Source organism: Lentzea fradiae (assembly GCF_900100955.1).
GTDB classification, from domain to species: Bacteria; Actinomycetota; Actinomycetes; order Mycobacteriales; family Pseudonocardiaceae; genus Lentzea; species Lentzea fradiae.
In genome coordinates, this window is sequence record NZ_FNCC01000036.1 from 1 (window position 1) to 13,398 (window position 13,398).

Sequence of the window (13,398 nt, forward strand, 5' to 3'; positions counted from 1 at the left end):
CGGACCGGTCCGGTGCAGCCACCGCGCGAGGACGGGTGACCACAGCAGGTCGACGGCCGTGTCGAGGTCGGTGTCCTCGGCGAGCTGGCCTGCGCGGACGGCGGCGCGCAGGCGTTCCCTCTTCAGCTCCCGCATCGGGCCGTCCAGGCGGGCCGCGTACTCGGCGGCCAGTGCCGGGTCGTTGACGATCTCGACGTTCATCGCCCGCATGGCCAGGTCGGTGCTCGGGTCCGCGAGCTCGTCGACCGTGGCGCGCAGGACCAGTTTCAGGTCGGCGGCCAGGTCGCCGGTGTCGGGCAGCGCCGCGGCCTCTCCTTCGCCGGCGAAGGAGAGGAAGGCGTCGAAGAGCAGCGCGCCCTTCGAGGACCACCACCGGTAGATGGTCTGCTTGCCGACTCCGGCGGCCTGGGCCACGGCCTCGATGCTGAACTTCGCGTAGCCGACCTCGCCGACCAGGCCGATGGCGGCGGAGAGGATGGCTCGCCGGGCCGTCTCGCTGCGGCGGGCGGGGTTCGGGGGCTGCGACACCTTCGCGGGCATGACCGGAGCCTACCAACTCGCGAGACGAGACGGTCCGTCTTGTCAGATCCGGAATCGTGTGGCAGGCTGACGCCCATCGACGAGACGAACCGTCTCGTCTCGCGAATGGGAGTCGCCAGATGGAAGCCTCACCCCGAGTTTGGTTCGTCACCGGTGCCAGCCGCGGTCTCGGCCGGGCGTTCACCGAAGCCGCGCTCGCCGCGGGAGACCGGGTCGTCGGCGCCGCACGGGACGTCACGCCGCTCGACGACCTCGTCGCCGCACACCCGGACCGCCTCGTCGCACTGACGCTGGACGTCACCGACCGGGCCGCCGTCTTCGACGTCGTCGGACAGGCCGTCGACCGGTTCGGGCGGCTCGACGTCGTCGTCAACAACGCCGGAGTGCTGTTCAGCGGGATGGTGGAGGAGTTCACCGAAGCCGAGGCACGTGCGCAGATGGAGGTCAACTTCTTCGGTGCGCTGTGGGTCAGCCAGGCAGTGCTGCCGCACCTGCGCGCCGCCGGGGGCGGGCACGTCCTGCAGATCTCCAGCATCGGCGCGCTCGGCGGGTTCGCGAGCACCGGCCTCTACAGCGCCAGCAAGTTCGCGCTGGAGGGCATGAGCGAGGCGTTCGCCGCCGAAGCCGCTGCGTTCGGCGTCAAGGTCACCATCGTGCAGCCGGGCGGTTACTGGACCGACCTCTACACGAGCAGCCGGGCGACCAGCCAGAACCCGGTCTACGACCCGTTGCGCGCGGAGCTGGAGAAGATGTGGGCGGAGGGGTCGGTCGACAGCGAACCGCGTCTCGCCGCCGAGGCCGTGATGAAGCTGGTCGCCAGTGACGAACCGCCGTCGCGGCTGCTGCTCGGGAGCATGGTCTACGACGTCGCCTTCGACATCTCGCGGCGGCGCATGGAGACCTGGGCGGCCTGGGAGGAGACGTCGCGTGCCGCCGAGAAGGCCGTTCCCGCTCCGCAGGCGTGAGAATGACCCGATGCAGGGTCCACTGATCAGGCGGGCGGGGCGCGGGGACGTGTCCGCGCTCGTCCGCCTGCGCCTCGCCAACGCCGCCCGGCACGTCGAGCTCGACCCCGGGCTCTTCCGCATGCCGGACCCCGAGGCGGTGCGCAGGCACTTCGAGGCGTTCGCCGGGCACGCGCTGATCACGGTCGCCGAGGTGGACGGCGAGGTGGTGGGCATGGCCGAGGTCGTGCTGCTGCACGGCAACCCGCCCGACCACCAGATCCTGGTGCCGCGCCGGGCGGCGGACGTCCACACCGTCGTGCTGGACGGGTACCGGGGGCGCGGGATCGGCGCGGCCCTGGTGGCGGAGGCCGAACGCGTCGCCGCCGCCCACGGCGCCTCGCTGGTGCACGCGAACGTCTTCGCGACGAACGACCGGGCCGCGGCGTTCTACTCGCGGTCCGGGTACCGACCACATGGAACGTTGCTGAGCAAGGACATTCACGCGGACGGTTGACCTTCTGCGGCGCGACAACGCTGGTCAACGCGTCGGAACTGCACTAGACACGGTCTGTGCTGCACGACCCGCTCACGGGCCTGCCCGGACACGCGCTGCTGCTCGACCGCCTGGAGCAGTCGTTGATCCGCGCCCGCACCCGCGGCACGCTCGTCACGCTGGTGCTGGTCACGGCGCCGGACTCGGTGCTGGACGCCGCACGGTCGTTGCGCTCGGGGCTGCGGCCGGACTTCACCGTGGCCCGCTTCCACGAGAAGGTGCTGGCCGTCGTCGCCGAGCACGACTTCGGGGACGGCTCGCCGATCGCGTCGCTGGTCAGGCAGCTGGTCGGGGACAGCCCACGGGTCCACTGGGTGACAAGCGACGGGAACGCGGAGCCGGACGACCTCATCGCTACCGCCGCACAGCACTGACCCCTGAACGGCACCGAGCCCCGGTGACACCGTCGTGTCACCGGGGCTCGGCTTCTCACCGGAGGAGGGTGTTGCGGTACTGCGGGGGGGGGTGTTACAGCTGGCCGGACACCTTCTCGAACAGGCGAGCCGGACCGGTCAGGACCGCCATCGGAGCACCCAGCGGGAGCTTCGAGACGGGCAGTGAGCGCTCACCCGCGGGGATCAGGCCCTCGGTCGGGTTCAGGTTCAGACCCGACACCGAGGGGCCGCCGACCGGCAGAGTCGGCAGCGAGCGCTCGGTGGGCAGGCCGGGGACCTGGAGCGGCAGGGCCGGAGCGGTCACCGGCAGCGACGGGACGCCGGGCAGGGACGGCAGCGACGGGACACCGGGCACCGACGGCACCGCGGGCATCGAACGCTGCGTGACACCCGCGGGGATCAGGCGCTTCACGGTGTCCAGCACCTGCGCGACCGGCAGACCCTGCACGTTCGGCGTGATGCCTGCCGTGCCGCCGTTCAGCGGCAGCGAAGCGCGCTGCTTCGCCACGGGCACCTGCTGGGTGAGCGCCGGCACCGCCTGGTTGGCGAGAGTCGGCACCGCGACCTGGGTGAGAGCGGGCACGGCCTTCTCGGTCACGGCCGGCACGGCCGCCTGGCTGAGAGCGGGCACGGCCTGCTCGTTGACGCTCGCCGGGAGCAGGCGCTTCACGCCCTCCAGCACCCCGGCGACCGGCAGACCCTCCACGTTCGGCGTGATGCCGGCCGCGCCGCCGTTCAGCGGCAGGGTCGTGCGCTGCTCCTTGCCCGCGCCGGGCAGTCCGGGGAGGGGCAGCTTTCCGGCCAGCGCCAACGGGTTCAGCGGCAGGCCGGTCAGCAGGCCACCCACCGGGAGGCCGTTCAGCGCGGGCACCTCGTTGGCCTTCATCAGGTCGTCCACGCCCTTGGGCAGCTGGATGCCCTTGAGCTGCGTGGCGCGGCGGGTGCCGTCGTCCTCGCCGGTGAGCTGCACGTCCCGGTCGAACCCTGCCGTGGTGGCCTGGCCGAGGATCTCGATCGGGATGCGGGCGAGCTTGAAGGTCGTCTCGACGGGCACCGTCATCTCGCGGGCGGTCAGCGGGCCGCTGCCCTCGGTGACCATGTCGCCACCGGCCTCGGTGTGCGAGATCTTGTCGGTGACGGTCGTGGCGTTGCCCGCGACCGCGACCGCGTTCGCGTACACACCGGCGAACACGTTCACCGGGGCGTGCAGCAGGTTGCCGGACACCGAGGCGTCCTCGCCCGAGGTGGTGCTGTCGTCGCCCGACTTGACGAAGGTGTCGCTGAAGACGTCGGACGCGGTGTTGCCCGCGAGGGAGACCGTGTTGCCGGGAACGGCCGGGAGCACCGCGGGCTGCACGCCGAGCAGGTTGCCCGCGACGGCACCGTGGTCGCCGTTGCTGTGCACCTTGCCGCCCGCGACCGACTCGAGGTCGTTGGTGGCGATGGCGTTGACGTTGCTGCCCGCGCCGAGCGACCAGCCGAGCACCTGGGTGCCGGTGGCGACCGGGGCCGAGATCACGTTGCCGGCCAGGGAACCCCGCTCGCCGGTGGTGACGGCGTTGCCGCCCGCCTTCATGTCGGTGAGGTTGTCGGCGACGGTGGTGTTGTTGCCGACCAGGGTGATGCCGTCGCCGAAGACCTGCGCCGGGGTCGAGGTCGGGACCTGGACGATGTTGCCGGCGACCGAGCCCTTCTTGCCGGTGGCGCTGGGCGAGCCGCCCGCCGTGACCGACGTGTCGTTCGAGGCGTCCGACGCGGTGTTGCCGACGATGCCCGCCGTGACGGCGAAGACCTGCGGAGCGGCGGCGGCCGGCGTGGTGATGATGTTGCTGGACACCGTGCCGTGGTCGTCGGTCGTGTTCGGCGCGCCGCTCGACGTGACGTCCTTGACCTCGTCGGCCGACCCGGTGGACTGGCCCAGGACGGCGGCGGCCAGCGCGTACGCCTCCAGCGGGACGGCGAGCGGGGTCTGCGCGACGTTGCCGGAGCCGACCGAGTCGTTGCCGAGCGTGCCCTGGTAGCCGCCGGTGGTCGACTGGACGCGGTTCTCGCAGGTGCCCGCGGCCTGGCCGGCGAGGGTCGCGCCGTTGCCGCACGCGTCGATGGCGGTGGCGGGCGGGACGTCGGCGATGTTGCCCGACAGCACCGAGTTGTCGCCGACGGTGAAGACGTTGCCGCCGGCCTTCGAGTTGGCCTCGTTGGAGTGGTCGGTCAGGGCGTTGCCGACGGCGGACGCGCCGTTGCCGCCCGCGGCGACCGGGAGCGAGATCGGGACACCGGCGACGTTGCCGGACGCCGTGGAACCGTCGCCGTTGGTGAAGGTCTCGCCGCCCGCGACGGATTCGTTGGTGGTGTCGCTGATCGCCAGGGCGTTGCCGAGCGCGGCGACCGCGTTGTCGTCGACCGTGGCGGGGCCCGCGAGGGCGGGTGCGATGACGTTGCCGGCCAGGGTGGCCGGGTCGCCGCTGGTGTGCGTCTTGCCGCCCGCGTAGGCGGCACCGCTCTGCACGGCGTCGGTGGTGGCGTTGCCGATCGCGGTGATCGCGTTGCCGTTGAGCTCGACGAGCGGGGCCAGCGGGATCGGCACGGCGTTGCCGGAGATCGTGCTGTTGTCGCCGTTCGTGCGCACGACGCCCTCGGAGGAGGCGAACGTGTCCGCGGTCGAGGTGGTGTCGGCGATGCCGACGACACCGATGCCGTTGCCGGTCGCCTGGACCGGGGTCGCGCCGCGCTCGGCGAGGACGTTGCCGGAGATGGCGCCCTTCTCACCGCTGGTGGTGATGTCGCCGCCGGTCGTCGAGACCTGCTCGGCGTCGGTGCGCGCGATGGCCGTGCCGCCGACCGCGATCGCGTTGCCGGTCACCTGGACGGGGAGCACGTGGTCGACGGCGACCACGTTGCCGGCCAGCGACTGGCCCTTGCCGTCGGTGACGATCGTGCCGTCGCGGTGGAAGTACTGGGTGCAGTCGGCGGACACCTGGGAGTTGCCCCCGGCCGCGACCGCGTTGCCGCAGACGTCGACCGGCACGTCGAGGTGTCCCTGAATCCTGTTGCCCCGGAACGTGTGCTGGAACGCGGTGCCCTGCAGCTGCTGGTTCGTCTGACGGATCAGCGGGTTCGCGGCGGGCGCCGCCGCGCGGGTCGGCACCGCGCTGGTGACGCGGTCCGTGCTGACCGTCCGGTCGACCTTGGGAACGTTCACCTCACGGCCCGGGACGGACACGCTGTTCTGGTCCGCCTTGACCGGGATCGAGGCGCCGACGTCGATGGGCGACGGAGCGGCGTCGGGGTCGACGTTCTCCTGGGCAGAAGCGATGCCCGTACCGAGCATCAGCAAACCACCAGTGACAAACGCGGTCTGGAATCCGCGCTTTGCCCAGGTCTGCATTGAGTCTCCTTCCAAAGTCCCCTGCGGTCAGGGGAGTTCACGGGGTGGGCCGGACGCGCACGGGGAGGGGCGCGTCATCACCGGGGGAGTCGCACGCGGTGGTCGACCGGAAGGAGCGCATGGAAAAACGCGCGACGGTCGAGTTCCGGAACAGCCGGGGAGTTCGGCTGGTCGCGGACCGCGCGCGGAAATCAGTCGGGGTTGATACCGGGCTGCTTGCCCGGCGTCACGGTCACCTCGTCGGTGGACGGCGCGAGGGCGCGCGTCACCGAGTGGCCGAGGACGTGACCGGACGAGGCGAGGGCAGCGGCCGTGCTGCCCTTCGCGGAACCCGCGCCGTCGGTGCACGAGGCGCACTGCACCGGCGCGGGGGCCGGGACGGGCAGCTTCGGCAGCGGGGCGACGGGCAGGGACGGCTGCTGCTCGGACGGCACGACGGCGTCGTGCTGCTCCAGCAGGTCCGTCCACGTGGCGCCGGACGTTCCGGCGACGTGCGAGACCACCTCGGTGACCGGCGGCAGGCCGGTCGCCTCGTTCTCGGTGGCGGGGGCCGGGGTCTCCGGGAACGTCACGTCCTCAGCCCGCCCGGTGGCGGGCGTCTGGGCCTGACCGGTCCTGGTGACCTGCGGCAGGATTCGTCCGGCGATCTGCTCGACCGCCTGGGACACCGGCGTCTCCGGCAGGGCGGCACGCGCCTTCTCCTGCTCGGTGCGCAGCGTCTCGTCGATCTTGTGCACCGCCGCGGCGGCGGGGGTGACGACCGGCAGCGTCTCGTCCGTCTTCGCGACGAGCTGGGTGACGACGTCGATCTGCTGTCCGTCGCCCGCGGGCACCGGCTCGGTGGCCTGCGCGGCGGACGTGGTCAGCGCCCAGGCAACGGCCGTTCCCGCGAGCGCACCACCGACGGCGAGCAGCGCGCGGGCGGCGAACCGGCGGATGCCGTTCGCTCCCGTCTTCGCTCGCTGTTCGGCAGAGGACAACGCGGGAAACCTCGCTACTCGGTGGCGCTCAAGAGATTCGTCGACGACCAACTGATCAAGTCGACGTCGGCGACTTTGCCAGGCCCGTCGGCCCGAACGCACGCCCAGAGCGTCCGATTAGCTACATCGTGTGACCGTCACACCCGCTTCAAGACCCGCGCGGCACCGGCCGCCGCGGTCGACGCGAGCACCCAGCCGACGGCGATGAGCAGCGCGGAGATCCACTGCGAGGCACCGGTGAACCGCCACTTGCCGTCCTGGCCGAAGTCGATGATCGGGATCAGCAGGTCGAGCGCGAGGAGCGAGGCGTTCCACACCGGGTCCTCGTCGTCGTTGAGCTTGACCATCGGGTGCCAGTTGAACCACAGCGCGCCGAAGAGCCAGAACACGCCGAGCCAGCAGATCGCGAGCCACGGCCGGTAGCCGTAGCCGACCGTCCACCGCTGCACGGCGCCCCACACCCGGCCCGCCTTGCCGAGCTCGGAGTAGCGGCGGCGCTGCTTCTCCAGCTGGACCTTCTGCGCGAGCTCCTCCTCACCGCCCTGCTGGTAGACGGCGGCGAGCTGCTCGTACGGTCCCGGCGCGAAGTCCGGCTGCACCTTGAGCAGCCAGCGCAGCCGGGTCTCGACCGGCACGTCCGGGTCGGCGGTGATGCCCGCGAACTCGAAGTCGTCGACCTCGACGCCGCCCTCCGCGTCCCACAGCCCCGGCCCGTCGGTCACCGAGACCGCCTTCAGCCTGCTCAGCACCACCTTGCCCTTGGGCTGCTGGCCCTCGGGGATGTGCAGGCGGAACTGGTGCACGGTGAGGCCGTAGGCGTTCAACGCGATGTCCGCGGCCGTCGAGCCGAGGTGCGAGTCGCTGAACGTCGCCATCTTGCCGACCTCGCCCAGCCTGATCCGCACGCCGCCGACGGCCGTGAACCCGCGGCTGCACAACAGGTCCTTGCCGACCGTGATGGCGCGGACGTCGAGCGAGGGCTTCTGCGTGCCGTTGGCGCGCATCCGCGGTGCCGTCAGCACGGCGCCGGACATGTCGAGCGTGGAACCGATGTTCGCGTTCTGAAGCCGGACCGAGCCCTTGGCCTTCAGCTCGCGCATGAACAGCGTGCCGCCGACGCGCAGCCGGTCGGCGAACAGGACGTCGATGCCCGGCCCGTGCAGCGAGACGCCCGACATGCTGGCGCTGCCCAGGATGTGCGCGTTGGACAACCTGATCTGGCCGTAGGTCTGCAGGGGCAGCGACCGGCCGCCGGAGCCGTTGACCGCGCTGCGGGCCTCGACGTCGCCGCGGACCTCCATGCCGTCCGCGTGCAGCGCGACCGGGATGCGGTTGGTGATGTCGCCGGCCAGCTCCTCCGCGACGTCGCGCGGCCCGATCACCGCACCGGACATCCGCAGGTACCCGCCGATGGTCGCGTTCGGCAGCCGGACCGTGCCGGTGCTCGTGAAGCCGTCGTCCAGCTCGACGTTGCCCTCGACCCGGATGCGGTCGGCCACGAGCGTCGCCGCCTCGTCCAGCAGGCCCTGCGGCATGATCAGCACCTGGTCGACGCGGTGGGTGGAGTGCAGGCGCGCCCCCGTGAACTCGAGGTTGCCGCCGACGCGCGCACCGTCGAGCAGCACCCGTCCGTCCACGGTGAACCGGCCGCCCTCGGCGTTGCAGTAGACGTTGCCGGTGACGACGATGCCGGACGCCTCCAGCGCTTCCCGCCCCGTGTTGACGAGCCGCGCGCCCCCGAGGTGGACGCTGCCGCCGATCGTCGCGCCGCGGAACCGGACCTCGCCGTGCGCCCGCATCGCGATGGCCTGCACCGACCCGCTCACCCTCAGCCGCGCGCCCAGGAGCGCGTGGTCGGTGCCCGACCGCAGGACCGAGCCCGCGAGCCGGAGCGTGCCGTCGACCGCGGCGTCGGTCAGGTCGACGGGACCGGTGGAGGTGAACCCGGCCTCCAGCACGAGGTCGCTGAAGACGCGCAGGTTGCGGCCCTGCAGACCGGGAACGCGGGTGCCGCGCAGCCGCAGCCCGATGAGCCGCGCCATGCGGAGGTCGAGGGGCTGCTCGAACGTGCAGTGGGTGAGGTCGATGACCCGCGTGACGCGGGTGCCCTCCAGCTCGAACCTGCCGGTGATCCGGGCGTTTCGAAGTCGCAGGGCGGGCAATCCCTTGCGCGGCACCCGGTACAGGCCGGTCAGCAACCCGGTGAGGACCTCGCCCCGCACGCTCTGCCCGGTCAGGTCGAACTCGGTGCCACCCGCATAGGCTCCGGCGACCAGGCGTTCCACCTCGGTCAAGTCTTCCGGCTTGATCACTGTCGTTCTCCCCCCGACGAACCGGATCATCCCCAATCACCTTCCCCCTTGGCGAGGGGCTGAGCAGTTAACGTGAGGTCCGTGAGCACACCGGAGTCGGAGATCAGCAGCCGCGTCCCACTGCTGCTGCGGGTGAGTGCCGCGCTGAGCTGGCGGTTCGTCGTCGTGGTGGCCGCGTTGTACGTGGTCGCGTACGTCCTGGGCTTCCTCGCCACCATTGTGATCCCGGTCGCCATCGCACTGCTGCTGGCGGCCCTGCTCTCACCCGGCGTGACGAAGCTCGTCGAGTGGCGCGTGCCGCGAGGCGTCGCGACGACCGTGATGATGATCCTCGGCATAGGCGTCCTCGGCGGCGTGCTGACGTTCGTCATCAGCGAGTTCTCCCGCGGCCTGCCGGAACTTCAGTCCCAGGTCGGCAAGTCGCTCGACGCCATCCAGACGTGGCTGAAGGACGGCCCCGCGCACCTGTCCGACCAGCAGCTGCAGAACTACATCGACGACCTCGTCAAAACGATCAAGGAGAACCAGGCCGAGATCACGTCCGGCGCGCTCACCACCGCCGCGACCGTGGGCGAGGCCCTGACGGGCCTCCTGCTGGCCCTGTTCACCCTCATCTTCTTCCTGCACGACGGCGACGGGATCTGGCGCTTCGTGGTCCGCGCCGTCCCCCGCGAAGTCCGCCAGCGCGTCGACGTGGCCGGCCGCCGCGGCTTCAGCTCCCTCGTGTCCTACGTGCGCGCGACGGCGGCGGTCGCCGTCGTGGACGCCCTCGGTGTCGGCATCGGCTTGGCGATCATCGGTGTGCCGCTCGTGGTGCCGCTGTCCGCGCTCGTGTTCCTCGGCGCTTTCATCCCCATCATCGGCGCGGTGTTCACGGGTGCTGTGGCCGTGTTGATCGCTTTGGTGACCAACGGGCCTATCGCGGCTCTTGTCGTGTTGGCTGTGCTTATCGGGGTCATGCAGCTGGAGTCGCACGTTTTGCAGCCGATCTTGCTGGGGCGTGCGGTCAAGCTGCACCCGTTGGCCGTGGTGCTGGCCATCGCCGGTGGGTTGGTGGTCGGCGGGATCGCCGGCGCGCTGCTCGCCGTGCCGTTGCTCGCGGTGCTCAACTCCGGGATCCGGTCTTTGTTGTCCGACGCGGATGCCGTGCAGAAGCCGGAGAAGGTGGACGTGCTGAATCCTCAGGACACCGCTCCCAAGGACGACAAGAGCGACCGGGTGGAGGAGCTCTAGCCGGAGGCGATCCTCGCCCCAAGCGCACTTCCAGCATTGCTGTCCGTAACGCCCCGCCGACTCGCGACTCCCTTTCGTGTTTCCCGCCGGGAACGCGGGGACCCCGCGTTCCCGCAGACGGTACGCGGGGCCCCCGCGTGCGAAAGCCATGTCACGGAGAGGCGGCGGTGTCCGCTGGTCGGATGACACGCGGGCGGGTGTCTGACGGGTGCCTGACGGGTGAGGCGGGACAGAACCGGTGCGGTGCTCAGGCCATCGAGACGAGGTTGCGGCCGTACGCCTTGGCGGCCAGGAGTGCCGCGTCGGCTGCTACCAGCAGGTCTGGCAGTTCGTAGCCGAAGCGGGTGGTGGTGGCCACTCCTATGGAGACGGTCAGGCCGCGCAGCTCGTGAGGTTTTCCGTCGGTGGCCATCGTGGGGACCGTCAGGTCGGCTACGGCTTGGCGGACTCGTTCCGCCACGTTCTCGGCCACTTCCGGGGAGGCGTCGGGGAGCAGGACGACGAACTCCTCGCCGCCGAAGCGGCCCACCAGGTCGTCGCGGCGGAGCGTGCTGCGGAGCAGCAGGGAGATCGCGGCCAGAGCGGCGTCGCCTGCCAGGTGGCCCACCTCGTCGTTGACGCGTTTGAAGTGGTCGAGGTCCATGAGCATCACGGCCATCGGGCGGATGCGGGGGGCGCCCTTCGCCAGTTCGGAGCGGGCTTTGCTGTCCCAGTGGACGGCGTTGGCCAGGCCGGTTTTCGCGTCTCGCTGGGCTGAGCGGCGCCATTGGGGGAGTTGGGCCGCTCGTTCCAGCAGGGCCAGGGACGGGCCGGCGATCAGGGCGTGGACCGCGTTCGTCAGGGCCACGAAGCCCATCAGGCCGCCGATGGAGACCGCCACCACGCCGAGGATGGCGTCGATGGGTTCGCCCACGTTCTCCTCGAACGTGGCGGACGGGGTGCGGAGCTTCAGGCCGAACGCGATCAGGCCCGCTCGCACGGACAGGAGGACGGCGGCGCCCACGACCATCATCAGGAGGCTGGTCTTCGGGTCTGTCCAGCCGAGCAGGTAGCGGGTGCCGAAGACGGCCAGTGCGGTGGCGCTCAGGGTGAAGAGCCAGCGGTAGGTCTCGGGGCGCTGGGCGAGCAGGCAGTGCAGGGCCGGGCCGAAGAGGAGGAGGACCAGCAGGTTCGGCGGCAGGGCCAGGACGCCCGCGGTCAGGTAGGAGAGGTGTGCTGCCCACGGGTTGCGTTCGGTCTCGCCGAGGCGGTGGCTGTAGATGGAGCTGCCGATGATCACCGCGCCCGCTGTGCCCGCGATGGCGGCGAACCTGCCGATCTCGGACGGGGCCGGGGTCTCGGAGGAGATGATCGCCCAGGTGACGGTGGCCAGGGCGGCCACGTCGACGAGCAGCCAGTAGGTGAGCGCGGGTAGCCGGAGTGTCCACATCGGCCAGTCGCGCACGAGTATGCCCTCCCCACCTGAACCCGGAGAGCGTCGCACATTCCTCCGTTCGGCAGAAGACGGCCACCTGGGGGTTAGCCAGCACACGTTCTCGCGGCAGGATGGGGTCCGAAGGGAGCACAGCGTGCGCAAAGAGCCTGCCGAACGTGTGACGAAGGCGATCGAGGACCCGGCCACGCCCCTGTGGCGCGGGACGATCGCGCTACGCATAGTCACATTCCTCTTCGCGGCGGCCAACATCATCGCGAACCAGGCCGGTTTCGACCGGCCGTGGCTCGCGTGGGCCGCGCTCGGGGTGATGGCGCTGTGGTCGGTGTTCACCAGCCGCGCCTACAGCACGACGTGGGGCAGGCGGTGGCCGTTGGTGCTCGTCGACCTGGGGCTGACGTGCGGGCTCATGACGCTGTCGCCGTTGATCATGTCCGACCACCAGCTGCTGATGCTGAACGTTCCGTTGATCACGACGATCTGGGCGTGCGTTCCTGCGGTCGCGCTGGGGGCGCTCGGCGGTCCGGCGGCGGGGTTCGCGGGTGGGCTCACGGTCGGCCTGTTCACCTACCTCGCGAAGGGCGTGCCGAGTCTCGACCTGCTGCGGGACGTCGTGCTGCTGGCCGGTGCGGGCATGGTCGTCGGCATGGCCTCGGCGACAGCGCGGAGGTCGGCGGTGCTGCTCGCGCAGGCGTTGCGGGCGGAGGCGGCGACGGCGGAACGCGAGCGGCTGGCCCGGTCGATCCACGACAGCGTGCTCCAGGTGCTCGCGCGCGTCCGCAAACGCGGCCTGGAGGTCGGCGGCGAGGCGGCCGAGCTGGCGAAGATGGCGGGCGAGCAGGAGGTGGCCCTGCGGAACCTGGTCGCCGCCGCGCCGGTCGACTCCACTGTGGACGGAGAGGTCGACATGAGGCCGGGGCTGCAGGTGCTCGCGACGCCGAGGGTCCAGGTGTCGACGCCCGCGACGCAGGTGATGCTGCCCGCACCCGCGGCGGCCGAGCTGACGTCGCTGGTGCGCGAAGCGCTGTCCAACGTGGACAAACACGCTGGTCAGGACGCACGGGCGTGGGTGCTGCTGGAGGACCTCGGGGAGGAGGTCGTGTTGAGCGTCCGCGACGACGGCCCCGGCATTCCGGAAGGCAGGATCGCGTCGGCGGCCGCGGAAGGCAGGATGGGCATCGCGAAATCGATCAAAGGCCGGGTGGAGTCGCTCGGTGGGACGCTCGAGCTCCAGACCGGCCCGGGGGAGGGCACGGAGTGGGAGGTCAGGGTGTTCAGGAAGGGTGCGGCGAGATGACGGTCTCGGTGATGGTCGTGGACGACCACCCGATGTGGCGCGAGGGCGTGGCCCGCGACCTGCAGGAACGCGGTTTCGAGGTCGTGGCGACCGCGGGTGACGCGCCTTCGGCGGTGCGCATCGCGAAGGCGGTGCGGCCCGATGTCGTCCTGATGGACCTCAACCTGGGCGAGCTGTCCGGTGTCGACGCCACCGCGATGATCACCAGCGAGCTGCCGGACACGCGCGTCCTGGTGCTGTCCGCGTCCGGCGAACACGACGACGTCCTCCAGGCCGTGAAGGCGGGAGCCTCCGGCTACCTGGTGAAGTCCGCGTCGTCGG

11 protein-coding genes are annotated in these 13,398 nt (G+C 71.2%); 6 read left to right on the top strand and 5 right to left on the bottom strand.

What is annotated here, in order from left to right; translation table 11 throughout:
* Positions 1–540: TetR/AcrR family transcriptional regulator (locus tag BLT23_RS39520; protein ID WP_090060523.1), on the bottom strand; the 540-nt coding region annotated here is incomplete at its 3' end.
* Positions 541–659: 119 nt separating this feature from the next.
* Between BLT23_RS39520 and BLT23_RS39525 the strand changes: the two genes are divergently transcribed.
* Genes BLT23_RS39525 through BLT23_RS39535 form a run of 3 tightly spaced genes read left to right on the top strand, consistent with a single transcriptional unit; the run spans position 660 to position 2,414 of the window.
* Entirely contained in the window at positions 660–1,505 is an 846-nt protein-coding gene (locus BLT23_RS39525; RefSeq protein ID WP_090060525.1) for an SDR family NAD(P)-dependent oxidoreductase, read from the top strand.
* 10 nt (positions 1,506–1,515) lie between these two features.
* Positions 1,516–2,001, top strand: coding sequence for a GNAT family N-acetyltransferase (locus BLT23_RS39530; RefSeq protein WP_090060527.1), 486 nt, complete (start codon positions 1,516–1,518; stop codon positions 1,999–2,001).
* A gap of 56 nt (positions 2,002–2,057) precedes the next feature.
* Positions 2,058–2,414: a hypothetical protein gene (locus tag BLT23_RS39535; RefSeq protein WP_090060529.1), complete on the top strand. Its 357-nt coding sequence runs from the start codon at positions 2,058–2,060 to the stop codon at positions 2,412–2,414.
* 94 nt (positions 2,415–2,508) lie between these two features.
* Here BLT23_RS39535 and BLT23_RS39540 read toward each other — a convergent pair whose 3' ends face one another.
* The 3 genes from BLT23_RS39540 to BLT23_RS39550 all read right to left on the bottom strand — a co-directional run bounded on the left by BLT23_RS39540 (position 2,509) and on the right by BLT23_RS39550 (position 9,115).
* Positions 2,509–5,766, bottom strand: a complete 3,258-nt coding sequence (locus BLT23_RS39540) for a beta strand repeat-containing protein (protein WP_143036222.1) — start codon at positions 5,764–5,766, stop codon at positions 2,509–2,511.
* A 248-nt stretch (positions 5,767–6,014) separates the two neighbouring features.
* Complete coding sequence (locus BLT23_RS39545; RefSeq protein WP_090060532.1) at positions 6,015–6,803, bottom strand: hypothetical protein; 789 nt, start codon at positions 6,801–6,803, stop codon at positions 6,015–6,017.
* Positions 6,804–6,940: 137 nt separating this feature from the next.
* Positions 6,941–9,115: a translocation/assembly module TamB domain-containing protein gene (locus tag BLT23_RS39550; protein ID WP_245744600.1), complete on the bottom strand. Its 2,175-nt coding sequence runs from the start codon at positions 9,113–9,115 to the stop codon at positions 6,941–6,943.
* An 81-nt stretch (positions 9,116–9,196) separates the two neighbouring features.
* Between BLT23_RS39550 and BLT23_RS39555 the strand changes: the two genes are divergently transcribed.
* Complete coding sequence (locus BLT23_RS39555) at positions 9,197–10,348, top strand: AI-2E family transporter (protein WP_090060534.1); 1,152 nt, start codon at positions 9,197–9,199, stop codon at positions 10,346–10,348.
* Positions 10,349–10,595: 247 nt separating this feature from the next.
* Here the strand turns inward: BLT23_RS39555 and BLT23_RS39560 are convergent, their stop codons facing one another.
* Positions 10,596–11,792, bottom strand: a complete 1,197-nt coding sequence (locus BLT23_RS39560) for a GGDEF domain-containing protein (RefSeq protein WP_090060536.1) — start codon at positions 11,790–11,792, stop codon at positions 10,596–10,598.
* A 124-nt stretch (positions 11,793–11,916) separates the two neighbouring features.
* Here BLT23_RS39560 and macS point away from each other — a divergent pair, with 124 nt between their 5' ends.
* Together macS and BLT23_RS39570 are read left to right on the top strand one after the other, a co-directional pair.
* The gene (macS, locus tag BLT23_RS39565; protein ID WP_245744601.1) at positions 11,917–13,077 is read left to right on the top strand and encodes a MacS family sensor histidine kinase; all 1,161 of its coding nucleotides are present in this window, start codon (positions 11,917–11,919) and stop codon (positions 13,075–13,077) included.
* Positions 13,074–13,398 (top strand): response regulator (locus BLT23_RS39570; RefSeq protein ID WP_143036223.1); only part of this gene is annotated, 325 nt, incomplete at its 3' end. The genes macS and BLT23_RS39570, both read left to right, overlap by 4 nt.

Bases quoted from the DNA above. Each gene is read 5' to 3' on its own strand.
- BLT23_RS39525 (WP_090060525.1), top strand. From the start codon at position 660: ATGGAAGCCTCACCCCGAGTTTGGTTCGTCACCGGTGCCAGCCGCGGT.
- BLT23_RS39530 (WP_090060527.1), top strand. From the start codon at position 1,516: ATGCAGGGTCCACTGATCAGGCGGGCGGGGCGCGGGGACGTGTCCGCG.
- BLT23_RS39540 (WP_143036222.1), bottom strand. From the start codon at position 5,766: ATGCTCGGTACGGGCATCGCTTCTGCCCAGGAGAACGTCGACCCCGAC.